The organism is Leucobacter exalbidus (assembly GCF_017834145.1).
Taxonomy (GTDB): Bacteria; Actinomycetota; Actinomycetes; order Actinomycetales; family Microbacteriaceae; genus Leucobacter; species Leucobacter exalbidus.
Map to the genome: position 1 here is coordinate 2,686,104 of NZ_JAFIDA010000001.1, position 21,320 is coordinate 2,707,423.

Consider the following 21,320-nt stretch of genomic DNA (forward strand, 5'->3'; position numbering starts at 1 on the left):
CGCCCAGTGCGCGCGTGAGCGGGGTGCCGCGCCCGCCCCGCGCCACCCGGTTAGCTAAATTCTGAGACGCCCAACAGCATGCCGATGGTGTAGGTCGCCGCGACCGCGACGGCGCCGAAGACGAGCTGGCGCAGTGAACCCTTGATCCAGCTGCGGCGGGTGATGCCCGCGGCGGTTCCGCCGGCGATGAGGAGGCCGGCGCCGCCAAACGCGAGGCCCCACCACAGATCGCCGAAGCCGAGCAAGAACGGCAGCACGGGAATGATGGCGCCGATGCTGAATGAGATAAAGGAGGAGACGGCCGCGACGAGGGGCGACGGCTTCTCTTCGGGGCTGAGCCCGAGCTCGTGCGCCAGGTGCACGCGAATCGCCTTCTCGCTGTTGGTGTGCACCTGCTCGGCGGCGGCGTTCGCGGTGCCCTCGTGCATGCCGAGGCGGCCAAACAGCGCGGCCAATTCGGCCTGCTCGCCCTCGGGGTTGCGGGCGTGAGCCTCGCGTTCGACGCTGACCTCGGCGTCGAGCTGCTCGTTGGCGGTGCGCACCGAGGTGAATTCGCCCAGGGCCATCGAGATCGCACCCGCGATGAGCCCCGAAACGCCCGTGAGTGCGACGACGCCGGTCGGCGCACCCGCCGCCGCGATGCCCGCGATCAGGCCGACGTTCGAGACGAGCCCATCCATGGCGCCGAAGACGCTGGCACGCAACCAGCCAGATGCGACGTCGGCGTGGCTGTGGTCGTACTCGTGCGGTTTTGCGATGTCGAACTCGCTCATGACTCAATTCCTGTGGGGGTGATGGGCATGGCGCCGAAACACACGGCGCACGCCGTGATGCTGACTCGTTACCGTACCAAGGATCCCGAGTGAGAGAGAAGCCCAGATCACACGTCGGCCAGAGGTATGTCGTGAGTTCGTGATGACGAACATTTTGCAGCGTCGCGGTCAGCGCGGCGAGATACGCTGGAACCAAGCTTGAGGAGGCCCCGTGGATATTAGTGGACGTGTTGTCACTCGTGAGGGACACAGGTATTTGCAGATGGCTCGCTCGCTCGCGATGCCGATCGAGGAAGCCTGGGAATATCTGACCGATTCTGAACTGACCGAACAGTGGTTCGGCCCGTGGGAGGGCGATGCGCGCCCCGGCGGAAGCGTGCGCGTGCGCATGCGGTTCGAATCTAACGAGCCCGCCCTGCGCGTGAGCATTCGCGGCTGCGCGGCCCCCAAGGCCCTCGTGCTGCACGTGCTTGACGAGGGTGCCGACTGGGAGATTTCGTTCCAGCTGCAAGAAGACGGCCCCGAAGACACGCTGCTGCTGTTCACACATCTGCTCACTGAGCGCGTGGAGATTGGTGAGATTGGCCCCGGGTGGGAGTACTACCTCGACCTGCTGGTGGCCGCGACCGAGGGCGCCGAAAAACCGAGCTTTGAGTACTACTTCCCGGTGATGAGTGAGGCCTTTCGGGCCATGTAAGTCGAGTGGCGTGTGGCTCCGCCGAGCTGCTTCGGCTACGCCCGTGGCGCCCACACTTCTTGCCCGCTGAACACTCCAGTTTTCTACTAAACTCGACTGCATCAGCCAGCCGTGAAAACGGTATGGATCCACCGGCGTCACCCAGCGGCCCTCAGGGACAGGAACGGCTTTGACCTTCAACGATAATGTGCGTATCGATTCCAGCAAGGTGTCGAAGCGCAGCGGCGCCAAGCGCGGCGGCATGATCGCGGGCGGCGGCATCGGCGTGGTGTTGCTGCTCGCCCTGGGGTCACAGCTGCTGGGTGTCGACCTCACCTCCTACGCCCCCGTGGTGGAGCAGATCATTGGCGGCGGCAGCTCGAACTCGCAAGAGCAGTCGGCCCCGCTCGACGAGTGCACCACGGGGGCTGCGGCCAACAGCGACACCGAGTGCCGCATGGCTGGTGCCAGTGACTCGCTCGACCGGTTCTGGGCCACCCAGGTAGACAACTATCGCGGCCCCGAAGACGTCGTGCTGTTCGAGGGGCAGACCCAGTCGGGGTGCGGCGCCGCTTCGGCCGCGACGGGGCCGTTCTACTGCCCGGCAGACGAGTCCATCTTTATGGACGTCGCATTCTTCGAGACGCTGCGCAGTGACTACGGCGCATCGGGCGGGTCGCTCGCTCAGATGTACGTGCTTGCGCACGAGTGGGGTCACCACATCTCAAACCTCATCGGTTCCATGCAGGGCGTCGGCAATGAGACGGGCCCGGCCTCGGGCTCGGTGCGCCTCGAACTGCAGGCCGATTGCTTCGCCGGAGCTTGGGTGAAAGACGCCACGACCGTCACCGACAACCAGGGCGTACCATTCTTGAAGCCGGTGACGAACGCACAGGTCGCAGATGCGTTGAACGCCGCCGCCGCGATCGGTGACGACACGATCATGGAGAACGCCGGTATGAAGGTCAACCCCGAGCGCTTCAGCCACGGCACCTCTGAGCAGCGCCAGCGCTGGTTCGATGTGGGCTACACCGAAGGTGCCGGATCATGCGGCACCTTCGACGTCGCAGCCAACAAGCTGTAACGCGGTCACCAAAGCCACCCGTCTGCACCTCGCTCATCGCGGTGCAGGCGGGTGGCTTTGTGCTGCCCGGGTGTAGCAACCGGGGTGGGTAGAAACCTGACCGAACGCTCCAAACCTGAGAGAAATCAACTTGCGATGCTTCCTTTACGTTCGTAAAGTAGATGCATGACCGAGATTGATCCCCGCGCTGCACGCAGTCGCGCCGCTCTCGTTGAGGCCATGATCGGTGCGCTCGACGAGGGAACCCTTCCTGCTTCGATTAGCATCACCGACATCGTGAAGCTGGCGGCGGTGAGTCGCCCCACGTTCTACCAACACTTCAAGAGCATGTCTGCGCTGGTGCACGCCGCGGCGCTGATGCGCCTCAACAGCGCGTTCGCGTTGGTGCCCGCCCCAGATCCGCAGGCCGAGTGGGAGACCGTCTCTCACGAGTCGATGACCATTCTGCTCACTCACCTCACCGATTACTCGGTGTTCTACCTCGCGGTGCTGCACGACTCGGGGATCACCCCGGTCTCCGACATCATCGACATTCTCGCCACCAGGTTCCTCGACGTCGCACCGTTCTCGCCCGCGATCCGGGCAGATAACGAGGCCGCTCGCGAGCGGGCCGAGTTTCTCGCCGCGGGAATTACGTGGTCGGTAGTGCGCTGGCTTGAAGCTGGCGGCACCGATCTGCAGTCGGCCGCGCACCGGTTCTCTGCCATTCTCATTTCTTCTGTCCCCGCCTCACGGGCGGCATGATTCACCCCTGCTGAAAGACCTCATGAAATCGAAAGACCGAATCTTTACCGCGCTCTGGCCCATTGTGGTCTGCGCCGCCATTGCACTTATCCCGCTGATTTATGCGGGGCTGCTGGTTTGGTCGAACGTTGATCCCACGCACAATCTCAGCTCGATTCCCGCGGCGATCGTAAACGTCGATGAGGCCGCAGAGGCCGCCGACGGCAGCACCCAGCACCTGGGCGATGACCTCGTCGATGAATTGCTCAGCAACGAAGAATCGACAAACTTCGACTGGACCGTGATGGACGCTAACGATGCGGCGGCCCAGCTCGAAGCGGGCAAGCAGCTCGTGGTGCTCACGATCCCCGCCGACTTCTCGCAGGCCGCGGTTTCGGCGGGGTCTGACGAGGTCGCCGATGCCGCGCAGGCCAAGCTCGTGATCGCCACGAACGACGGATCGAACCTCATCATGGGCAACATCGCCGCCACGGTGGGCGAAAAGATCACCGATACGCTGCGCACCCAGGTGAGTGAAACGTATCTCGAGAACGTCTACCTCGGGTTCACCGATGTGCACGGCAGCATCACCGACGCCGCCGATGGCGCGAGCGAACTCGCGGGCGGCGCGGTCGATGCCGCAGACGGCTCGGGCGAGCTCGTCGTCGGCCTGCAAGAAATCGCCGACGGCACCGTTGATCTGTCTGATGGCGCGGCCACGCTCGCTGCTGGCACCGTAACTGCGACCGAGGGCGCTTCGTCGCTCGCGACCGGTCTTCAGACGCTCAACGAGGGGGCCGCCGCGGTACCCGAGAACACGAAGGCGCTCGCCGATGGTGCCGTGCAAACCGCGACGGGCGCGGGCACCCTCGCGACCGGTGCGAGCGAGGTCGCGACGGGCGCCTCATCGCTGTCAGAAGCGCTTGGCACCCTCGCGCTGGGGGCCGGGCAGGTAGCCGATGGCGGCGAGACCGCCCTCGCCGGTGCGCAAACACTTAACACCGGCGCCGGTGCCGCGCTTACCGGGGCCACCACGCTCGACGACGGGCTCGACGCACTCATCGCGAACTACAGCGTGATGACCGACGACCAGCGCCTCGCCACCCTCAACGGGCTGGCCGCGGGCAGCGCTTCGCTCGTGGGCGAGAACGGAACAGGGCTCACCGCGCTCGCCGCGGGCACCACGGCGCTCGTGGGTGACGAGGAAACCGGGCTCACGAAGCTTGCGGCCGGCGGCCGCTCCGTGGCCACCGGGGCCCAAACCGTGTCTGACGAGTCGACGAAACTCGTCACGGGGGCCGACCAGGTTTCTGACGGAGCCGCGCAACTCTCGGGCGGTGCTACGCAGGTCTCTGACGGGGCGAGCGCGCTGCAAACCGGGCTCGCCACCCTGGTCGAGGGCATCGGATCGGCGCACACCGGCGCCGACCAGCTCGCGGCCGGCATGCCGGCGCTGAGCTCGGGCGCTGCGCAGCTCGCGGAAGGCACCGTGACGCTGAAAGACGGCGCCTCGTCTGCGGTCACCGGGGCGAGCACCCTCGACGACGGCCTCGGCGAACTCTCGAAGGGGGCCGACGAACTCTCCACGGTCCTGAACGACGGCGTGCACGACATTCCCAACTACTCAGACGACGAGGCCCGCCAACTGTCGCAGGTCTCGGCCGCCCCCGTGGTGCTCGAGCAAGAACGCATCAACGAAGTGCCCGAATACGGTTATGGCCTCGCCCCCTACTTCATGGGGCTGTCGCTGTGGGTGGGCGCGCTCGCATTCTACATGATGATGCCTGCGCTGAAGCCCAAGCTGATGGCTGGCCGCGGCAGCTCAATTGGTGTCGCGCTGCGCAGCCTCGCGCCCGGCGCGCTGATGGCGCTGGTGCAGAGCATGCTGATGGTTGGTGTTGTGCACTTCGCGGTCGGCATTGAACTCGAGAATCTCGCCGGCGCCTTCGGTATCGCGCTGCTCACGAGTCTCACCTTCTTCGCCATCAACCAGGCACTGATCGCGCTGCTCGGGCCCGCGGGCCGCTTCGTCGCGCTCGTGTTCATGGTGTTCCAGCTCGCTTCTGCGGGCGGGTCATATCCGATCCAAACGGCTCCCGATCTTTTCCAGACCCTCAACTCTTGGTTGCCCCTGACCTATCCGGTTGAAGCGTTCCGTTCGATGATTGCGGGCGGCACGATCGGCGTGAGCACCGCCGTGTGGGTGCTGTCGTGCTGGTTTATTGGCGCGGTGGTAGTCGCAGTGGGGGCGGTGACGCTGAAGCGTCGCGGCCTGTCACACGCAGAACCGGCAGGAGCCGAGATACCCGCGGGGGTGCTGGCCGCTGCATAGGCCTGCGTTCTCGCCGGTGGCTTCGAAGGTGCTTTCGTCGGTGCCTTCGCTGGCGGCGCGCTATGGGCGATCGCGCGGGGTCCAGCCCACTGGCAGGGCCCCGGCCGCGGCGCCTCGCGCGGCATCGGCCTGCGCCGACCACCCCTGCACCACCTCACGGTCGGTGAAGCCACCCCGCGCGACACGAAATCCGAGATCGGTGTGACTCATATCGGGGGCACCGCCGCGGCGGGTAGAGGCGCGCACGCTCCACGCGGGGTCGGCGAACCCGCCGCCCCGAAAGACGCGGTAGTCGCCATATCTCGCGGGGTCCAAAAAATCCCAGCACCACTCCCACGCATTACCAAGCATGTCGTACAGCCCAAACGCATTAGGGGTTCTGAGTCCCACCGGCTGCGGTTGCTCGAGGCCGTCGAGCGCGGTCCACGCGGCCTCACCGAGCGGGGCATAGTGCGGGCCAATCGTGTGTGTGCGGCACGCGTACTCCCACTCGGCCTCGGTGGGAAGTCGGTAGCCGTTGGCCTGCACATTCCAAACGATGCCTGATTCATGCAGCTCGTAGGCGGGGGAGAACCCTGCCTGCAGCGATGCCGCGTTGCAGAAGCGCACCGCATCGAGCCAGGTCACATTGACTGCCGGGGCAGACCCGTTGGGCACGGTGGCGTTCTGTTCGACTGCGTTCGCCATAGTGGTAGCCGCCGAGGCTGCGTCCGCTCCAGTGATGCTCGCGTACTGCTGCGCGGTGATCGGCACCTCTGCGATCGCGAACGGCTCAAGGGCTTCGGTCCACCGCCGGCCACGGCGAGCATCGTGCAGCTCCACCGTGCCTGCCGCAAGATCGCGAAGCCTGAAATCAATCACGCGCCCAGTGTCTCACGGGGCACGACAGCCGAACAGAGCCGCGGTAACGAGGAGTCACCTGCACCGCATTGATAGAGTGCGAGCATGCAACGGCGAATCGTATCTCTGGGTATTTCAGCGGTGATGGTGGGAGCCCTCGCGGCGTGCGCGCAGAGCCCCACCCTTGATATGACCGACGCCCAACAGCAGGCGGCTGAATTCGTCGAAGCAGCGTTCACCACAGAAGATGCCCTCAGCGGCGGCACCATCCAGGTGTAGGCGGTCGACTCGAAAACGGCTGTGAACGGCGGTGTCACGTTCACCTACCCAGAGGTGGTGCGACTTGATCGTCTCAGCATGGCCTGTTTTGGCGGTGCGGTCATCGACGTGACCTACAGCGTGCAGAGCGCCGCCTCTGCCACGAGCGGCGGGCCGGTGAGCCTTGAATGCGATGGCGAGACACACCGCGAGCTGCTTGCCACACCTGCGGAAGGCGTCGAAAGCCTCAATTTCAACGCCACCACAGATGACGAACAGGGCGCGGCGCTGGCCGTCGTCATACCTGCCATGGCATCGCACGAATAGCCCGGCCCGAGGCTGAGGTGGGGTTGGGTCGAACAACCCTGGACAACCCTGAACTGGCCGAACTACTGGTGCATGGGATTGAAATATCAAAGCACTGGTGGCTACGGCCTGTATGTCTGATGCGCCATATGAACCGTTGCTAGTTGGGGAGACACCCTTATGATGAACGATGGTTCGGCTGCGTAAGCACTTTCAGAACCGCTCGACCGTTTCGCTATTGAACTGCAGCACCTGCGTGAGACCAGCGGAATTTCATACGCCGATCTTGCGCTGCAGATATCTGAGTTGCGAGAGACGCGAGGACTTCACGAGGCCGCCGCGCGCACCCCGCGATCCACGGTCTACAGCTGCTTTCGCACGGGGCGCGCACGAATCGATACGGCTCTGCTGCAAGACATCGTGCTGGTGCTCACCGGCGACGAAGCAGAATCCGAACGATGGCTGACCCGCTATCTTGACGCGCGCAGACAAGCCGAGCGCTCGCCGCAGACGATTCAGGAGACTCGGACTACTCAGGAGACCCCGGCCCGAACGTCACTGACCTCATCAGCTTTGCGCCCGGTGACCAACGCGATCGAAACGCTGCGTCCAGCGAAGTTGAGCTGGGGAACGGTCGTATGGGTGATGATCGCAGCGGTGCTCATTAACCGCATCGGTAGGGAGCTGAACGTACACTTTGGGCTGTCGCTATTTCTCGACATGATCGGCACCTGCATTGCCGCCATTGTGCTGGGCCCCTGGTACGGGGCCGCCGTCGCGGTTGCGTCCCAGGGGCTGGCGCTCTTCACTTACTTCGATTCCGGTATTTTCTTCGGCCTCGTGAACGTGACGGGTGCCCTGGTGTGGGGCTATGGGATTCGCTACTTCAAGATGGGCAGCGACTTCTGCCGGTTCGCACTTCTTGGAGTTGCTGCGGCGCTCGCTTGTTCGGCCGTCGGGGTGCCGATCAACCTGATCCTCACGGGGCTCAGCTCAGAGGAAGCCACTGTGTTTGACGCGCTGCAGTCGCTGGGGCCGGCCTTCGCGGTGGCCCTGCTGTCTGAGAACGTCATAACCTCTGTGATCGACAAACTGCTGGCGAGTTTTCTCGCGTTGGCGGCCTTTGTCTACCTGCATCGCACCATGCAATTCCCCGCAAGCCATGCGCCGCTCGTGAAACACCTGGGTGAACTGCGGGTGGCGCAGCGCTTGCGCCCTGCACCCGTGCTGGTCTGAGCTTAGGAGCAGGTTAGGGATTCTGTCCGAGTAGGGGCGCATCGCCGTAACGAGCGAGCAACAGCAGAATGAGTGCGGCACCCGAAAGTACACCGTCTGCGATGCCCGCGGGCAGCATGAATATCATGAGCGCGAGCGTGACGACGCAGTTGATCATGCTGAGCATGTACCCCCACATGCGGTCTTTGAACAGCCCAACGGCACCGATGATGCGCAGCGCGGCAAAGACTCCGCTGAGCGCCATCATGAGAAAGAGATTGTCGTCGAAGAACGGCACGATAAATGAGAACCCGCGGGCGAGCATCGACCCGTCTACCCCGAAGGCTAACAAGATCGGAAGCGCGAGGAAGGGGAGGCCTTCCAACAGGCCACCCTGCACGAGTTGAAGGATCGCTGCCCATCGAATTTGCCGCCTGGAAGATGGCCGTGGGGCTGGCTTCGTCACGATTCTCATTGTATGGCGGCGCGTGAATACCGGCCAGGGTACGCCGCTCAGGAGCTTGAATTTGGCTGCCCATGATTAGATCGTGAATAAGCGATGAACCCATTTTGTGAGGAGCGGCGATGACAGCCAGAAACACGTTGAAGATCGTCGATGATGCTCTCATCGTGATTCCCCGGGGCATGGATCGAGTGTGGGGGTTGCGAAAGCGAATCACCGTGCCGCTGTCATGCATCACCGACGTACAGATAGAGCACCGCCCGCATTGGGTACCTACCGGGTGGCGTGGCCCTGGGCTCGACGCATTCGGCAAACTGGTCGGTACGTTTCACCCAGAACAGGAGCGGCACTACTGGAACTTTTCGGGTCGAGGCTCGGTATTAACCATCGCAGTATCGGGTGGGCGGCCGTTTGACAGGTTGTACCTGTCAGTCGCTGACCTTGAAGCGTGCCAGCAAATGGTCAGTACTGCGGCGCAGCTCGACTAGAGCGTGTACCCCCTCGAATAGCCCCTACGCGTTCAGCTTCCAGCCTGGCGCAGGAGCAACATGCACGGCGAATATCTCGAGAAAGTGCGGGCTGCATTCGAGCCGTGCAGAGGGACTAGTCGATTGCCAAGTTCTTTCGCATCTTGATGCTTGTGGTTTCGTACCCGAGCGAATCATAGAGTTTGCGCGCGGAGGTATTGAACCCGAAGACACTGAGACCTAGGGTGGCTGCCCCGTGCGAACGCGCATAACCCTCAGCGAGTTGCATTCCTGCCCTGCCGTATCCCTTCCCTCGGTGCTCCGCCTCGATCAAGATGTCCCACACCCACCAAGCAGTGGGGTCTTCCGAATAGTCGCGCCCGACCCATGCGTAGCCGATGACCGAAGAACCTTCGTCCTTCACATGAAATACGGCATTCTCTGCAGTTGGGTGGCCTTCGGGGAAAGCCCCGAGAAGAGTTGTCCTGGCCTTCTGTTCTGCCGCTTCTCGAGTATTTCCGAGAGAAACGAGATCGGACGCATACTCTCGCGTGCTGCGTTCCAGCCACTCAGGGAAATCCTCGGGGGCCAACGGCGACAGGGTGGGACTCATGGTCGAACTCTATTGGGTCTCTATTAGAGCGTGCACCACTGAACAGGCCCCTCCGTATTCGACTTCCAGCGGAGCGCGGATGCTGCGTGCTTCGCAAACGGCTCGAGGACGTGCAGGTTGTATTCGGGGCCCAGCTGGTTCGTGGCCGTGTGCAGTTTCTAAGTGATCTGTAGGCTTGCTCATCAACTGGGAAGCGCAGAACGGAGTGGTTTAGATGCAACTTACCAATTGGATCGACTCTGCGGAAACACTGATGGAGAGGCTCGATGGCGGCCCACTTGTTTCCGGTCTGGTACCGAGCGGATTTGAGCGATACTTACGGATATTCAGTCCGGTACCGGTGTCGAATAACCCAGAGCCTGGGGCATTGGAACTGCAGCTGCCGTGGTCGCTCATATGTGAACAGCTCGGTGTCGAGCTCAAACCCAATACGTTTTGGCAACGAGACATCGTTGCTGCCGACCCGCGAATAGCAGACTTTCAAGGGCCAGGGTTTGATACGCGCGACACCCGAGTGCTTGAACGAGTAGGCGAGGTCTTACAACGCTTTGAAAGAGTGGATCGCTCCTGGTATTTTGCCAGCTGGGTTGGGTTTGGAGTAGCCGAAGGCGGGCAGCCCGTATGGTTCCCGACACATCACCACGATGCGTTAGAAATGAGCATCTTCGAGCGTTGGAACGAAGCCGCCAACTCATTCACCGTTCCACTTGTGCCAGGAAATCCTAGAAGTTGGACTCCGCTATCAGTATTTGGGGACGGGGTTCCGGCCTCCATTGATCCGCCGGATCAACTCCCGATGTACTGGTGGCCTGACGGCCAGGAGTGGGTCATTGGTCAAGCTCTGTATGGCCGGAGCTTGTACCTTGCCTGCAATAACGCAGTTGCTGACGCTGTGTTATCAACCCCAGGCGTCGAAACGATGGAAGTAGCGTCTTGCGATGAAGCAGAGCACGAAGAATGACCAACGCGTGAGCTAGTGCGAGCGCGCCCAAGAAACTTTGGGTGCGCTCGCACTGGCGTTAGAGCGCGTATCCCTGAACGGGTCCTTCGGTGTTCGACTTCCAGCCGAGCGCAGGCGCGACGTGCTTCGCAAACGACTCGAGGATGTGCAGGTTGTACTCGGGGCCGAGCTGATTGGGGATGGTGAGCATCAGCGTATCTGCGGCCATGACGGCTTCATCGGCGAGCAACTGTTCGATGAGGCGATCGGGCGTAGCGGCGTAGGTTTTGCCGAACGTGGAGCGCATGCCGTCGATGACACCGACCTGGTCGTTGCTCTCACGTGAGCGCAGCCCGAAGTAGGCCTCGTCCTCTGCCGTGATGATGGGAAACACGCTGCGGCTCACTGCAACGCGGGGCGTGCGGGTGTGCCCGGCCTCGCGATACGCCGCGCGGTAGAGATCGATCTGCTCGCGCTGCAGCTCATGGAAGGGCTGCCCTGTGGCTTCGGTGAGCAGCGTGGAGCTCATCATGTTGAGGCCCTTGCGGCCGGTGTCTTGTGCGGTTTCGCGCGATCCGGCACCCCACCAGATACGGTCGCGAAGCCCGGGTGACTGCGGTTCGATCGCGAGTCGGCCAGGGGGAGCCATCTGCGGGTCTGCCTCGGCGACCTGGTCGCCGTCGATGGCCTGCAAGAAGAGCTCGAACTTGTCGCGGGCGATGTCGGCGCCGCGGGGGTCTTCCGACCCGGTGTAGCCAAACGCCTCGTAGCCGCGCACCGCGGGCTCGGGGGATCCCCGGCTCACGCCGAGCGCAATGCGGTTCTTCGCGATGAGGTCGAGCGTGGCCGCTTCCTCTGCGAAGTAGAGGGGGTTTTCGTACCGCATGTCGATCACGCCGGTACCGACCTCGATGCGTTTCGTGCGGGCCGCCATCGCGGTGAGCAGCGGCATGGGTGAGGCAGCCTGGCGTGCGAAGTGGTGCACGCGCACATAGGCGCCATTCACGCCGATCTCATCGGCGCCCTCGGCGAGCTCGATGGTTTGGTTCAGCATGTCGCCGGCGGTGCGCACCCGCGAGCCAGGAACAGGGCCGTAGTGCCCAAATGACAGGAATCCGAATGCTCTCATGAGAACTGCAACCTGCATGCCGGTGCATGTATTCCCGCACGAAGCTGCGTGTTGTGTTGCCGCCGCCATACCGTGGTCTTTGTACACGTGGTACCTGGGGCCCATGCTGGCGGTACCGCAGGGCGATCCGCGACCATGCCCCTCGCCAGTAACTTCGAAGTATGGATATTCAACCGAGTGAAATGGGCCTCGTAGCCCGCGTGGCACACCTCAGCAAGTTCTATGGCGGAGGCGCCGGCGCACAGCAAGTCACCGCCCTCAACGATGTCTCGATCGGCATCAAGCGCGGCCAGTTCACCGCCATCATGGGCCCGTCGGGCTCGGGCAAATCAACCCTCATGCACGTTATGGCCGGCCTCGACACCGCCACCGAAGGCCGCGTATGGCTGGGCGACGACGAGATCACGAGCCTCGGCGACGCCGCGCTCACCAAGCTGCGCCGCCGCCGCATCGGCTTCGTTTTTCAGGCGTTCAACCTCGTGCCCACCCTCGACGTGCTCGGCAACATTCGCCTGCCGTTCGAACTCGACGGCCGCAAGCCCACCGGCGCCGAGCAGGCCCGCATCGATGCGCTGCTCGCGCGCTCGGCCTCGCCGAGCGCACCGGGCACCGCCCCCACCAGCTCTCGGGCGGCCAGCAGCAGCGCGTCGCCATCGCGCGCGCCCTCGCCACCCAGCCCGATGTCATCTTCGCTGACGAGCCCACGGGTGCCCTCGACTCACGCACCGGCCGCGAGGTGCTGTCGCTGCTGCGCTCGGCAGTCACCGACGCTGGCCAGAGCATCGCCATGGTGACCCACGACCCGGTGGCCGCGAGCTACGCCGACCGCATCCTGTTCCTCGCCGACGGCAAGATCGTGCTCGATCGCCCGGCCATGACTCCGGCCGAAATCTCATCGACCATGCTGAGCCTCGAAAACCTGCTGCCCGGGGCACGCGCATGATCCGGCAGCTGAAGGAATACGGAGCCACCATCTTCGTGACCGCCCTGAGCACCCTCTTCGCGGTGGGGCTCATTCTCGCGACCGGCATCATGTCGGCCGCGATCGATCCCGAGCTCACCGAGGGCTCAAGCACCTTCCGCAGCGTGCTGCTCACGGTGTCGTTTGTGTTCATCGTGATCGCCCTGTACGTGGGCGTCATCGTGACCACCAACACCTTCGCCACGATCATCGCGGGCCGCACCCGCTCCATCGCGCTGATGCGCCTCGTGGGCGCGACCGCTAACCGCGTGCGCTCACGCGTCGCCGCAGAGGGCCTCGTGATGGGCGCCATCGGCTCGGTGATCGGGTTCATTCTCGCGACCGGGCTGTGCACCGCCATCGTCGCCATCGGCCAGGCACAGGGCTGGCTGCCCGAGGGCCGCGACTACCCCATGATCGACCCCCTCGCGCTGGGCGCTGCGGTCATCGTGTTTTTTACGACCTGGGCGGCTGCCTGGGCCGGATCGCGCCGCGTCGGCACCGTCTCACCCATTGCGGCGACGGGCGCCTCGGTTGAGCTCTCGGCAGAAGACGCCAAGGGTCGCACCGGCCGCACCGTGTGGGCCCTGCTGCTGCTCATCGGCGGCGCCGCCCTGCTCGGCCTCGGCATCGTGATGAGCGCCCTCACCGAGTTCGCATTCATCGTCGCCTTCTTTGGCGGGCTGCTCTCCTTCACCGGTATCGCGGTGGGCGCGCACTTCATCATGCCGCCCATGCTGCGCCTCACCGGCAAGATGCTGGGTCAGGGCCCCACCGGCCGTCTCGCCGCGGCCAACGCCGTGCGATTCCCCGAACGCAGCGCCCGCTCCACCATCGGCCTCGTCATCGGTGTCACCCTCGTCACCATGTTCGCCGTCGCTCTCGCCACCTACAGCGACATGACGCTGAAGGCATTCGATAACAGCCCCGAGCTCGCCGCATCACTCGACCAGACGCTCGCGATCACCACCGGCGTGCTGGTGGCCCTCGTCGGCTTCTCAGCACTGATCGCGGCCGTCGGCCTCGTCAACACCCTCTCCATGAGCGTGCTGCAGCGCACCCGCGAACTCGGCCTGCTGCGCGCCCTCGGGTTCACCGGCACCCAGATTCGCCGCATGGTGATCGCAGAAAGCCTGCAGATGGTCACTGCCGCACTCGGCCTCGGCCTCGTAATGGGCATCTTCTACGGCTGGATCGCCGCACAGACCCTGCTCGGCAACATGGTCGGTATGGTCGGGCCCAGCATCCCCGTACCCGTCATCGCGGGTGTGGCCGTGTTCGGTGTGCTGCTCGCCATCATCGCCGCGGCAGCACCGGCGCAGCGCGCGATCCGGATCTCGCCCGTGGTGGCGCTCGGCGCGTTGTGAGCCTGCGGCACTAGGCTTAGGGACATGAGCGTTGTGATTGATTCTGCATTCGATCCGGTCCCTTCCCTTACGCGCGGTACGAGCGTGAGCCTAACTTCTGAGCCGCCCACCGGCCACGGTGCGCAGGCGGTGTTCGTCACCTCTGAGGGTGACCTGCCCGCAGGCTTGGGCCTTGACCGCGCGGCGCTCGCCGCAGCGGGTTTCACCGGTGCCGCCAAGCAGACCCTCGTGCTGCCTGGCGCACCGCTTACCGTGCTGGTCGGCACGGGCAAGCTCGGCATCGAAACCGATGCCGAGCTGCGTGACGCCGTAGCGGCGTTCGCCCGTGCCGCGCGCGAGTGCGGCCGCATCGCGGTTGACCTGGGCGAGCTGCTCGCCGAGGGCGACTGGGATGCGGGCGTTGCCGCGCAGGCAGCGATCGAGGGTGCCGCCCTCGCCCGCTACCGCTACAACGCACTCAAGAGCGAGCCCACCACGGTCGAGCTCGAAGAGCTCAGCCTGCAGGTGCCAGCCGAGTTCACCGAGGAAGCCGAGCAGGGCGTCGCCCGCGGCCTCGTGCTCTCGCGCACCGCAGCGATCGCACGCGACGTGGCGAACACCCCGCCCCGCCACCTCAATGCCGACAAGTTCGGTGAGATCATCGATGAGATCGCACCCGAGTTCGGTCTCGAGGTCGAGATCTTCGACCTGAAGCAGGTTGAAGACATGGGCCTCGGCGGCCTGCTCGGCGTCAACGCCGGCAGCATCGCAGAGCCCCGCATGATCAAGATCTCGTACCGCCCCGCAGACCCCGAGGGGCACCTCGCCCTGATCGGTAAGGGCATCATGTACGACTCGGGCGGAATCAGCCTGAAGCCGTCAAACGCCATGCACGCCGCCATGAAGTTCGACATGATGGGCGCCGGCGCAGTGTTCGCCGCGATGACCTCGTTCGCTGAACTCGGGGTGAAGAGCGCAGTCACCGGCTGGCTCATGTGCACCGACAACATGCCCTCGGGCAGTGCCATGAAGCTCGGCGACGTGCTCACCATGCGCGGCGGCAAGACCGTTGAGGTGAAGAACACCGACGCCGAGGGCCGCCTCGTCATGGCTGACGGCCTCGTGCTCGCGACCGAGGATTCGTCGGTGGCGAACCAGCGCCCCGACGCGATCGTCGATATCGCCACCCTCACCGGTGCAGCGATGGCCGCGCTCGGTACCCGCACCGCAGCGATGCTCGCCAACAACGACCAGGTTGCCGCGCAGCTCGAGGCCGCGGCCGAGGCCAGCGACGAGAACATCTGGCGCCTGCCGCTCGATCACCGCTACCGCGAGCAGCTCAAGTCGAACGTGGCTGATCTGTCGAACATGGGCGGCCAGTACGCCGGTGCGATTCTCGCTGCACTGTTCTTGAACGAGTTCGTCGATGGCACCCCCTGGGGTCACCTCGACATCGCGGGCACGATGCAGGCTGAAAGCGACGACCTGTGGCGCTCAGTGGGCTCCACCGGTTTCGGTGCGCGTCTGCTCGCCGAGTTCGCGGCATCATTCGAGGCACCCGAGCGCGCTGACGATGCGGCAGACGCGAGCGCTGAGTAACCCATGACCGGTTTGCTGCGGGATCAAGACTCCTATATTGAGGCGATGGCTGGATTTGTCGCCGCGTCTCCCAGTTCGTACCACGCGGCACACGCGCTGGCAGACGCACTTACCCGCGCTGGGTTCATCGGCCACGATGAAGCCAGCGCGTGGGATCCCGCAGCTGCCGAGTCGCGCGGCTTTGTCGTGCGTGATGGCGCGCTGATCGCCTGGCGTGCGGGGCAAGACGTCTCGGCGACCAGCCCCGTGCGCATTCTGGGCGCGCACACCGATTCGCCCGGTTTCGTGCTGAAGCCTCAGCCTGACTTCGTGTCAGACGGCTGGGCACAGGCCGGCGTTGAAATTTACGGTGGCCCGCTGCTGAACTCATGGCTCGATCGCGACCTTGGGTTTGCGGGCCGGGTCGTGACCCGCGACGGCGCCGAGCACCTGGTGCACACGCATGCGGTGGCACGTATTCCGCAGCTCGCGATTCACCTCGACCGCGACGCCAACAAGGGGCTTACGCTCGATCGCCAGCGGCACACGCAGCCGGTGCTCGCGACGACCGCTGGGGTGTCGGTGTACTCATTGCTCGCTGACGCCGCGAACCACGCTCCCGCGGGCACGTTTACCGAGACCGCTTCGGCGCGCTTGGCCGCTGACCCGCGTGGCGTGGTGGCCGAAGACATCGTCGGCACCGACGTGCGTTTGTATGACACGCAGGGTGCGGCACGCATTGGCGCGGCGGGGGAGTTCTTCGCCTCGGCGCGGCTCGATAACCTGAGCTCGACGTTTGCGGGTCTTGTGGCGCTGATTGAAGCGGAGCCGGCTCCCGGCACCATTTCGATGCTCGCCGCGTTTGACCACGAAGAGCTGGGTTCAGACACCCGCTCGGGCGCCAGCGGCCCGTTTCTTGCCGAGGTGCTCGACCGGCTGCGCGCCGGCCTGGGCGCCACGGTGGAAGACACCGCACGCGCAAACTCAGCTTCGTGGTGCCTCTCGGCAGACGCCGGGCACTCAGTGCACCCGAACTATCCCGAGAAGCACGACCCGCATGTACGACCGCTCGCCGGCCGGGGGCCGATGCTGAAAGTGAACGCTAACCAGCGTTACGCCACAGACGCGCACGGAGCGGCCCTGTGGGCCGGTGTGTGCGCGACAGCGGGCGTCGCCACCCAAGAGTTCGTCTCGAACAACACCGTGCCCTGCGGGTCAACGATTGGCCCGCTGACGGCCACCCGCCTGGGCATTCGCACCGTCGATGTGGGCGTACCACTGCTGTCGATGCACTCGGCGCGCGAACTCGCGCACGTCGACGACCTGCACGGTCTCGCCCGCGCAGTCGGAGCGTTTTACGAACGAGCCTAAAACAGGCAGGCTTCCCGCTGCGATGCAGCGGGAAGCCCACGAAAGGGGGCCAGGGGCACGCAACTTTTTGCGCGCCCCTGGCCCCTTGGCGTGAGGCTCGCCGAGTTCGGTCTAGTCTGCGGGCGCTATCGTTCGCTAGGATCGAGCTATGAGTGAGATGCAGCAGACGGGAAGCGGCGGTGTAGCCCTTTCGCGAGACGCGCTTTCGCCGAGTGTTCAGCGCATCGGCAATCGTGACATCGAGTTCACCTACCTGGGAACGAATGCCACGGGGCAGCCGACCTGGATCATGTGGGCGCCGAGCGAACCGTACCTGATTGGCATGCTGTGCCAGGGGCGTATGGGGTACCACTTTGAGCAGCGCACGAGCACAGGTGTGCTGCTGCACGAGAACATCTCGTTGAGCCGCGTACAGCGCGCTCTCGGCGGCTAAAGCACGCTGGCTCTGACCTTTCGATTTTCAGTCGAACGCTCTGCCAACTGAGCTGCAGAGCCAGGCGATCCCCGCATGGTCCTGTTTGGAGACTCTGCGAGCGCTGCGCTGCCTGCGCTACTTGCGGTGTCTGCAAGGCGTTACTTGGCGACCTCGCTGGAGGGTCACCGGCAAACCAAAGGGTGGGCTGGTGGGCCCGCGAAAGAGCGGCAAATCTGCGTGCGCGACAAACGGCCGCCGGCATCTACGTGGGCGTTGGGGCCACTCAGACGATTGCAGAAACCGCGTAATCATGCGGTTCTTGGCGTTCGACACGCCAGGGATGCCCGGTTTAGGGGGCTCGATTTGCGGGGGGTTGATTTAGTCGCGTAGGATCATATCTTGTTAGCGAGGAAGTCAAAAACTAAATCGCTTCGGCCCCATCGTTTAGCGGCCTAGGACACCGCCCTTTCACGGCGGCAGCACGGGTTCGAATCCCGTTGGGGTCACTAACACCGTATGTAATTGAATAATGAAGTAAGTAAGGCCCTGTAGCGCAGTTGGTTAGCGCGCCGCCCTGTCACGGCGGAGGTCGCGGGTTCAAGTCCCGTCAGGGTCGCCAGGTGGAGAACCCTTCTTTTAGAAGGGTTTCTTCGTCTCAGGTGACACATTGTAAAATGCATCGCCTGGCTCTGTAGCTCAGTTGGTAGAGCGTTCGACTGAAAATCGAGAGGTCACGGGATCGACGCCCGTCGGAGCCACGAAGGTCATTACACCTTCACCGAACCCCCATGAGGCTTCTACTTGTGGGGGTTCATTTATTTTCCTCGCCGCAAGGCGTGTGCGGCTGGTCGCTGGCCAAGACACGCCAAGCCGCCCGGCCGAGACGCGAATCTACCCGAATATCGGGTATGCTTTCTCGAGTAGTCAGCGATGCTGACTCGAGTAATTAAATAGCTGTAATTCTGGCCCTGTAGCGCAGTTGGTTAGCGCGCCGCCCTGTCACGGCGGAGGTCGCGGGTTCAAGTCCCGTCAGGGTCGCCTGTGTGATGTCTCAGGACATCATGGACACCTGAACCCACGGAAACGTGGGTTCAGGTGTTTTTCTTTTGGTAGTTCTTTTGGGTATCGATCGTGTATTCGCCCAAGACTTCCCCGGTATGTGTGATCACGGTCGCGTGGTCGCCGTTCACGAGACAAATCACTTCTGTGCGCGCGTACCCTCTCCCGATGCCCAGGTGGCGTAGCTTGCCGGCATATCGGAGCGTGATACTCCCGTTGGCATCGACAATGTCGTACCTCACTTGCCATAACGCTGGCGATGATGGTTTCGCGGGGCTGGCTTTCGGGATCAACGCATACGCAAACGCCGGCGTTTTGCGCCCCAGTGCCCGGTGTGGCCGCTGTTCGTTATAGAACTCACGAAACTGGTCCAAAACGTTTTGCAGGTCAGTGATCGTGTCGGCGGGGTGCTGAGCCAAATACTTTTTGAGTGTCTGCCAGAACCGTTCGATCTTGCCTTGCGTGGTCGGTTTATACGGGCGTCCGTTCTTCTGGGTAATGCCCTCGATTCTGAGTAACGTTTCGAACGCGTTGAGGCCGGCCTGGCGTCCCCCGCGCGCCAGCCTGGCGGTGTAGACCATCCCGTTATCGGTCAATGTTGACGCGGGAAACCCGTGTGTTTGTGCCGCCGTGGTGAATGTCTCGACCACGATTTTGCCGGTCACCCGGTGATGGACGGTGAGGTGCGTGAGGAACCGGGCATGGTCATCAAGCCAGCCCACAATCTCGACTTCCTGGCCGCTAGTGAGTTGCCAGTGCGTGAAGTCAGACTGCCACATCTCGTTGGGTTGCGAGGCTTCGAATCTCTTCCACGATGACCGCGGTCGTTTCTGGGGTTGCGGGGTGATGTGGTGCGCGCGCTGCAGCACACGCCAGACCGTGGTGCGCGAAACAACAATGTTTTCTCGGGCGAGATAGCTGCAGATCGTGTCGGCGCCGGCATCGCTGCCCTCAACGGTGAGGGACTCGCGAAGCGCGAGAATACGGTCGCGTATCTCAGGGGCGGTCTGGTGTGGGGAGGTATGTGGTGCTCGGGATTGGGGAGCGAAGGCGGCGTCGCGGTAGCTGAGGCCTTGCACGGTGATAGCGAGGATGAGGAGTGGGTTGCGGTGCACTGTCCACTATGTCCTGAGACATGCGTGGATGGGCAAGGGGGTGTGTCCACGATGTCTGGGGACAGGCGTCCACTATGTCCTGAAACCACACACCGTCAGGGTCGCCAAAGAAAAACCCTTCCTCACGGAAGGGTTTTTTCGTATCTGGGGCCATTCACTTGCAGCGCGCACGAGCCTGCGATGTGCTGCGCAACACCAACGGTGACGATGAGTGGGCGCGGGTCGGGTACGCTTCCTGAGTGACTCGTATTCTGTTCTTCGAACCCCGCATCGCTGGCAACACCGGCAACGCCATTCGTTTGGCCGCCGGCACCGGCGCTGAACTGCACCTGGTGCGGCCGCTGTTTGACTTCGATGATGCCAAGCTGCGTCGGGCCGGGCTCGACTATCACGACCTCGCCAACGTGCACGTGCACGATTCGCTTGAGGCCGCGCTCGAAGTGCTGCTGCCGTGCCGCATTTTCGCATTCACCGCCCACACCGACCGGTTCTACACCGACGTGGCCTACGAGCCCACTGACGTATTACTGTTCGGCCCTGAGCCCACGGGCCTGCCCGACGACGTGCTCACCCACGACGCCATCACCGACCGGCTGCGCATTCCGATGCAGTCGGGGCGGCGCTCGATGAACCTTGCGAACTGCGCAGCGATCGTGACGTACGAGGCCTGGCGGCAGCAGGGCTTCAACGGGGCGTTGTAGCGTCACGCGGGGATAGACCAGGGGGCCTGCGCAAAGTGATCACAGTTTCCTCCGACCGGCCTTAGATTCGGCTCGCTAGAATTTGAGCATCCCTAATCGGGGCGTACACGTGCTTGGAAAGGAACTCAGCAATGGGAGATTCACTTCGCGACAAAGTCGCAATTATTACCGGTGGCGCAAGTGGCATGGGCGCAGAAGATGCCCGCCTGTTCGTAGCTGAAGGTGCCAAGGTTGTCATTGCTGACCTGAATGAAGAAGCTGGCGCTGCTCTCGCCGCCGAGCTCGGCGACGCCGCGATCTTCCAGCGCCTGAACGTCACCGAAGAGGACGAATGGATCGCCACGGTTGACGCCGCGGTAGCTACCTTCGGCCGCCTCGACGTGCTCGTCAACAACGCGGGCATCCTGTCGATGAAGCCCACCGAAGAGCTCTCCAAGCGCGAGTTTGATCTGGTGATGGCCGTGAACACCACCAGCGTGTTCCTCGGTATCAAGTCGGTCAGCGCACTGTTCAAGGCACAGGGCTCAGGCTCGATCATTAACATGTCTTCCCTCGCTGGCCTCGCCGGCCAGATTTCGGCGCTGGCGTACTCGGCATCGAAGTGGGCAGTTCGTGGCATGAGCAAGTCGGCCGCACTCGACCTTGGCCCGTTCGGCGTGCGCGTGAACTCGGTGCACCCGGGCACTATCGCCACCCCGATGACCGCTTCCAGCGGTGTCGTTGAGGGCAAGCCGCTGCCGTTCGCCGCCATGAACCGCCCCGGCCTTCCCACCGAGGTCGCCAAGGTCGTGGCATTCCTCGCCTCTGACGCCGCGTCATACGTCAGCGGCGCCGAGATCTCGGTTGACGGAGCATCAGCAGCCGGCGACAGCGCACAGATCTACGGCATCCTCGCGAGCCTCGCAGGTAAGCAGGACTAATCATGTTCACCGTGTCAGCCTGCAGCTGACCACCA

Annotated in this window: 21 protein-coding genes, 4 tRNA genes and 1 pseudogene; 20 read left to right on the top strand and 6 right to left on the bottom strand. The window is 63.7% G+C overall.

The genetic code is table 11. The features are described from left to right. Nucleotides 1-50: 50 nt before the first annotated feature. Nucleotides 51-773: a VIT1/CCC1 transporter family protein gene (locus tag JOF28_RS12115; RefSeq protein ID WP_209705973.1), complete on the bottom strand. Its 723-nt coding sequence runs from the start codon at nucleotides 771-773 to the stop codon at nucleotides 51-53. A 262-nt stretch (nucleotides 774-1,035) separates the two neighbouring features. Between JOF28_RS12115 and JOF28_RS12120 the strand changes: the two genes are divergently transcribed. The 4 genes from JOF28_RS12120 (at nucleotide 1,036) to JOF28_RS12135 (ending at nucleotide 5,588) form a co-directional block, all read left to right on the top strand. Then, nucleotides 1,036-1,470: an SRPBCC domain-containing protein gene (locus tag JOF28_RS12120; RefSeq protein ID WP_245189963.1), complete on the top strand. Its 435-nt coding sequence runs from the start codon at nucleotides 1,036-1,038 to the stop codon at nucleotides 1,468-1,470. A gap of 169 nt (nucleotides 1,471-1,639) precedes the next feature. Next, nucleotides 1,640-2,533 carry a KPN_02809 family neutral zinc metallopeptidase gene (gene ypfJ / locus JOF28_RS12125; RefSeq protein ID WP_209705975.1) on the top strand — a complete coding sequence of 298 codons (894 nt, stop codon included), beginning with the start codon at nucleotides 1,640-1,642 and terminating at the stop codon, nucleotides 2,531-2,533. Between the two features lie 165 nt (nucleotides 2,534-2,698). Then, nucleotides 2,699-3,277: a TetR/AcrR family transcriptional regulator gene (locus JOF28_RS12130; protein ID WP_209705976.1), complete on the top strand. Its 579-nt coding sequence runs from the start codon at nucleotides 2,699-2,701 to the stop codon at nucleotides 3,275-3,277. A gap of 22 nt (nucleotides 3,278-3,299) precedes the next feature. Further along, entirely contained in the window at nucleotides 3,300-5,588 is a 2,289-nt protein-coding gene (locus JOF28_RS12135) for a YhgE/Pip family protein (protein ID WP_209705977.1), read from the top strand. Nucleotides 5,589-5,648: 60 nt separating this feature from the next. Here JOF28_RS12135 and JOF28_RS12140 read toward each other — a convergent pair whose 3' ends face one another. After that, nucleotides 5,649-6,449: a formylglycine-generating enzyme family protein gene (locus JOF28_RS12140; RefSeq protein WP_425342480.1), complete on the bottom strand. Its 801-nt coding sequence runs from the start codon at nucleotides 6,447-6,449 to the stop codon at nucleotides 5,649-5,651. A gap of 84 nt (nucleotides 6,450-6,533) precedes the next feature. On the opposite strand from JOF28_RS12140, the gene JOF28_RS12145 reads away from it, so the two are divergent. The 3 genes from JOF28_RS12145 to JOF28_RS12155 all read left to right on the top strand — a co-directional run bounded on the left by JOF28_RS12145 (nucleotide 6,534) and on the right by JOF28_RS12155 (nucleotide 8,228). Beyond that, nucleotides 6,534-6,707 carry a hypothetical protein gene (locus JOF28_RS12145; RefSeq protein ID WP_209705978.1) on the top strand — a complete coding sequence of 58 codons (174 nt, stop codon included), beginning with the start codon at nucleotides 6,534-6,536 and terminating at the stop codon, nucleotides 6,705-6,707. 21 nt (nucleotides 6,708-6,728) lie between these two features. Then, entirely contained in the window at nucleotides 6,729-7,013 is a 285-nt protein-coding gene (locus JOF28_RS12150; protein WP_209705979.1) for a hypothetical protein, read from the top strand. Nucleotides 7,014-7,412: 399 nt separating this feature from the next. Next, nucleotides 7,413-8,228 carry a hypothetical protein gene (locus JOF28_RS12155; protein WP_209705980.1) on the top strand — a complete coding sequence of 272 codons (816 nt, stop codon included), beginning with the start codon at nucleotides 7,413-7,415 and terminating at the stop codon, nucleotides 8,226-8,228. 13 nt (nucleotides 8,229-8,241) lie between these two features. Here JOF28_RS12155 and JOF28_RS14600 read toward each other — a convergent pair whose 3' ends face one another. Then, the gene (locus JOF28_RS14600) at nucleotides 8,242-8,673 is read right to left on the bottom strand and encodes a DUF2127 domain-containing protein (RefSeq protein WP_342452170.1); all 432 of its coding nucleotides are present in this window, start codon (nucleotides 8,671-8,673) and stop codon (nucleotides 8,242-8,244) included. A 119-nt stretch (nucleotides 8,674-8,792) separates the two neighbouring features. Between JOF28_RS14600 and JOF28_RS12165 the strand changes: the two genes are divergently transcribed. Then, the gene (locus tag JOF28_RS12165) at nucleotides 8,793-9,158 is read left to right on the top strand and encodes a hypothetical protein (RefSeq protein WP_209705982.1); all 366 of its coding nucleotides are present in this window, start codon (nucleotides 8,793-8,795) and stop codon (nucleotides 9,156-9,158) included. A gap of 115 nt (nucleotides 9,159-9,273) precedes the next feature. Here the strand turns inward: JOF28_RS12165 and JOF28_RS12170 are convergent, their stop codons facing one another. After that, the gene (locus JOF28_RS12170; RefSeq protein ID WP_209705983.1) at nucleotides 9,274-9,750 is read right to left on the bottom strand and encodes a GNAT family N-acetyltransferase; all 477 of its coding nucleotides are present in this window, start codon (nucleotides 9,748-9,750) and stop codon (nucleotides 9,274-9,276) included. Between the two features lie 214 nt (nucleotides 9,751-9,964). Between JOF28_RS12170 and JOF28_RS12175 the strand changes: the two genes are divergently transcribed. Continuing rightward, a complete protein-coding gene (locus JOF28_RS12175) occupies nucleotides 9,965-10,711 on the top strand; it encodes a hypothetical protein (RefSeq protein WP_209705984.1) in 747 nt (248 codons plus the stop codon). Nucleotides 10,712-10,769: 58 nt separating this feature from the next. On the opposite strand, the gene JOF28_RS12180 is transcribed toward JOF28_RS12175, so the two are convergent. Beyond that, a complete protein-coding gene (locus tag JOF28_RS12180) occupies nucleotides 10,770-11,819 on the bottom strand; it encodes an LLM class flavin-dependent oxidoreductase (protein WP_209705985.1) in 1,050 nt (349 codons plus the stop codon). Nucleotides 11,820-11,980: 161 nt separating this feature from the next. Between JOF28_RS12180 and JOF28_RS12185 the strand changes: the two are divergent. From JOF28_RS12185 to JOF28_RS12225, 9 genes and pseudogenes are all read left to right on the top strand, one after another. Further along, nucleotides 11,981-12,762 (top strand): annotated as a pseudogene (locus JOF28_RS12185) (ABC transporter ATP-binding protein). Then, nucleotides 12,759-14,147: an ABC transporter permease gene (locus JOF28_RS12190; protein ID WP_209705986.1), complete on the top strand. Its 1,389-nt coding sequence runs from the start codon at nucleotides 12,759-12,761 to the stop codon at nucleotides 14,145-14,147. Before JOF28_RS12185 ends, JOF28_RS12190 begins: the two are co-directional and overlap by 4 nt. Nucleotides 14,148-14,171: 24 nt before the next feature. Next, nucleotides 14,172-15,725 carry a leucyl aminopeptidase family protein gene (locus JOF28_RS12195; RefSeq protein WP_209705987.1) on the top strand — a complete coding sequence of 518 codons (1,554 nt, stop codon included), beginning with the start codon at nucleotides 14,172-14,174 and terminating at the stop codon, nucleotides 15,723-15,725. A gap of 3 nt (nucleotides 15,726-15,728) precedes the next feature. After that, nucleotides 15,729-17,075 carry a M18 family aminopeptidase gene (locus JOF28_RS12200; protein ID WP_209705988.1) on the top strand — a complete coding sequence of 449 codons (1,347 nt, stop codon included), beginning with the start codon at nucleotides 15,729-15,731 and terminating at the stop codon, nucleotides 17,073-17,075. Nucleotides 17,076-17,223: 148 nt separating this feature from the next. Beyond that, complete coding sequence (locus JOF28_RS12205) at nucleotides 17,224-17,508, top strand: hypothetical protein (protein WP_209705989.1); 285 nt, start codon at nucleotides 17,224-17,226, stop codon at nucleotides 17,506-17,508. A gap of 415 nt (nucleotides 17,509-17,923) precedes the next feature. Then, nucleotides 17,924-17,996: transfer RNA gene (locus tag JOF28_RS12210), tRNA-Glu, on the top strand. Nucleotides 17,997-18,032: 36 nt separating this feature from the next. Beyond that, a tRNA-Asp gene (locus JOF28_RS12215) sits at nucleotides 18,033-18,109 on the top strand. 66 nt (nucleotides 18,110-18,175) lie between these two features. Then, nucleotides 18,176-18,248: transfer RNA gene (locus JOF28_RS12220), tRNA-Phe, on the top strand. A 206-nt stretch (nucleotides 18,249-18,454) separates the two neighbouring features. After that, nucleotides 18,455-18,528 (top strand) — tRNA-Asp (locus JOF28_RS12225). 53 nt (nucleotides 18,529-18,581) lie between these two features. Here JOF28_RS12225 and JOF28_RS12230 read toward each other — a convergent pair. Continuing rightward, nucleotides 18,582-19,664 carry an integrase core domain-containing protein gene (locus JOF28_RS12230; protein WP_209705990.1) on the bottom strand — a complete coding sequence of 361 codons (1,083 nt, stop codon included), beginning with the start codon at nucleotides 19,662-19,664 and terminating at the stop codon, nucleotides 18,582-18,584. 239 nt (nucleotides 19,665-19,903) lie between these two features. On the opposite strand from JOF28_RS12230, the gene JOF28_RS12235 reads away from it, so the two are divergent. Continuing rightward, nucleotides 19,904-20,365 (top strand): tRNA (cytidine(34)-2'-O)-methyltransferase, encoded by a 462-nt coding sequence (locus JOF28_RS12235; protein WP_209705991.1) that lies wholly within the window; start codon nucleotides 19,904-19,906, stop codon nucleotides 20,363-20,365. A gap of 131 nt (nucleotides 20,366-20,496) precedes the next feature. Then, on the top strand, nucleotides 20,497-21,285 hold the full coding sequence (locus JOF28_RS12240; protein ID WP_209705992.1) for a glucose 1-dehydrogenase: 789 nt from the start codon (nucleotides 20,497-20,499) through the stop codon (nucleotides 21,283-21,285). The last annotated feature ends 35 nt before the right edge of the window (nucleotides 21,286-21,320 follow it).

Bases quoted from the DNA above. Each gene is read 5' to 3' on its own strand.
- JOF28_RS12195 (WP_209705987.1), top strand. From the start codon at position 14,172: ATGAGCGTTGTGATTGATTCTGCATTCGATCCGGTCCCTTCCCTTACG.
- JOF28_RS12135 (WP_209705977.1), top strand. From the start codon at position 3,300: ATGAAATCGAAAGACCGAATCTTTACCGCGCTCTGGCCCATTGTGGTC.
- JOF28_RS12115 (WP_209705973.1), bottom strand. From the start codon at position 773: ATGAGCGAGTTCGACATCGCAAAACCGCACGAGTACGACCACAGCCAC.
- JOF28_RS12145 (WP_209705978.1), top strand. From the start codon at position 6,534: ATGCAACGGCGAATCGTATCTCTGGGTATTTCAGCGGTGATGGTGGGA.
- JOF28_RS12180 (WP_209705985.1), bottom strand. From the start codon at position 11,819: ATGAGAGCATTCGGATTCCTGTCATTTGGGCACTACGGCCCTGTTCCT.
- JOF28_RS12170 (WP_209705983.1), bottom strand. From the start codon at position 9,750: ATGAGTCCCACCCTGTCGCCGTTGGCCCCCGAGGATTTCCCTGAGTGG.
- JOF28_RS12175 (WP_209705984.1), top strand. From the start codon at position 9,965: ATGCAACTTACCAATTGGATCGACTCTGCGGAAACACTGATGGAGAGG.
- JOF28_RS12130 (WP_209705976.1), top strand. From the start codon at position 2,699: ATGACCGAGATTGATCCCCGCGCTGCACGCAGTCGCGCCGCTCTCGTT.
- JOF28_RS12205 (WP_209705989.1), top strand. From the start codon at position 17,224: ATGAGTGAGATGCAGCAGACGGGAAGCGGCGGTGTAGCCCTTTCGCGA.
- JOF28_RS12165 (WP_209705982.1), top strand. From the start codon at position 8,793: ATGACAGCCAGAAACACGTTGAAGATCGTCGATGATGCTCTCATCGTG.
- JOF28_RS12240 (WP_209705992.1), top strand. From the start codon at position 20,497: ATGGGAGATTCACTTCGCGACAAAGTCGCAATTATTACCGGTGGCGCA.
- JOF28_RS12200 (WP_209705988.1), top strand. From the start codon at position 15,729: ATGACCGGTTTGCTGCGGGATCAAGACTCCTATATTGAGGCGATGGCT.
- JOF28_RS12190 (WP_209705986.1), top strand. From the start codon at position 12,759: ATGATCCGGCAGCTGAAGGAATACGGAGCCACCATCTTCGTGACCGCC.
- JOF28_RS12120 (WP_245189963.1), top strand. From the start codon at position 1,036: ATGGCTCGCTCGCTCGCGATGCCGATCGAGGAAGCCTGGGAATATCTG.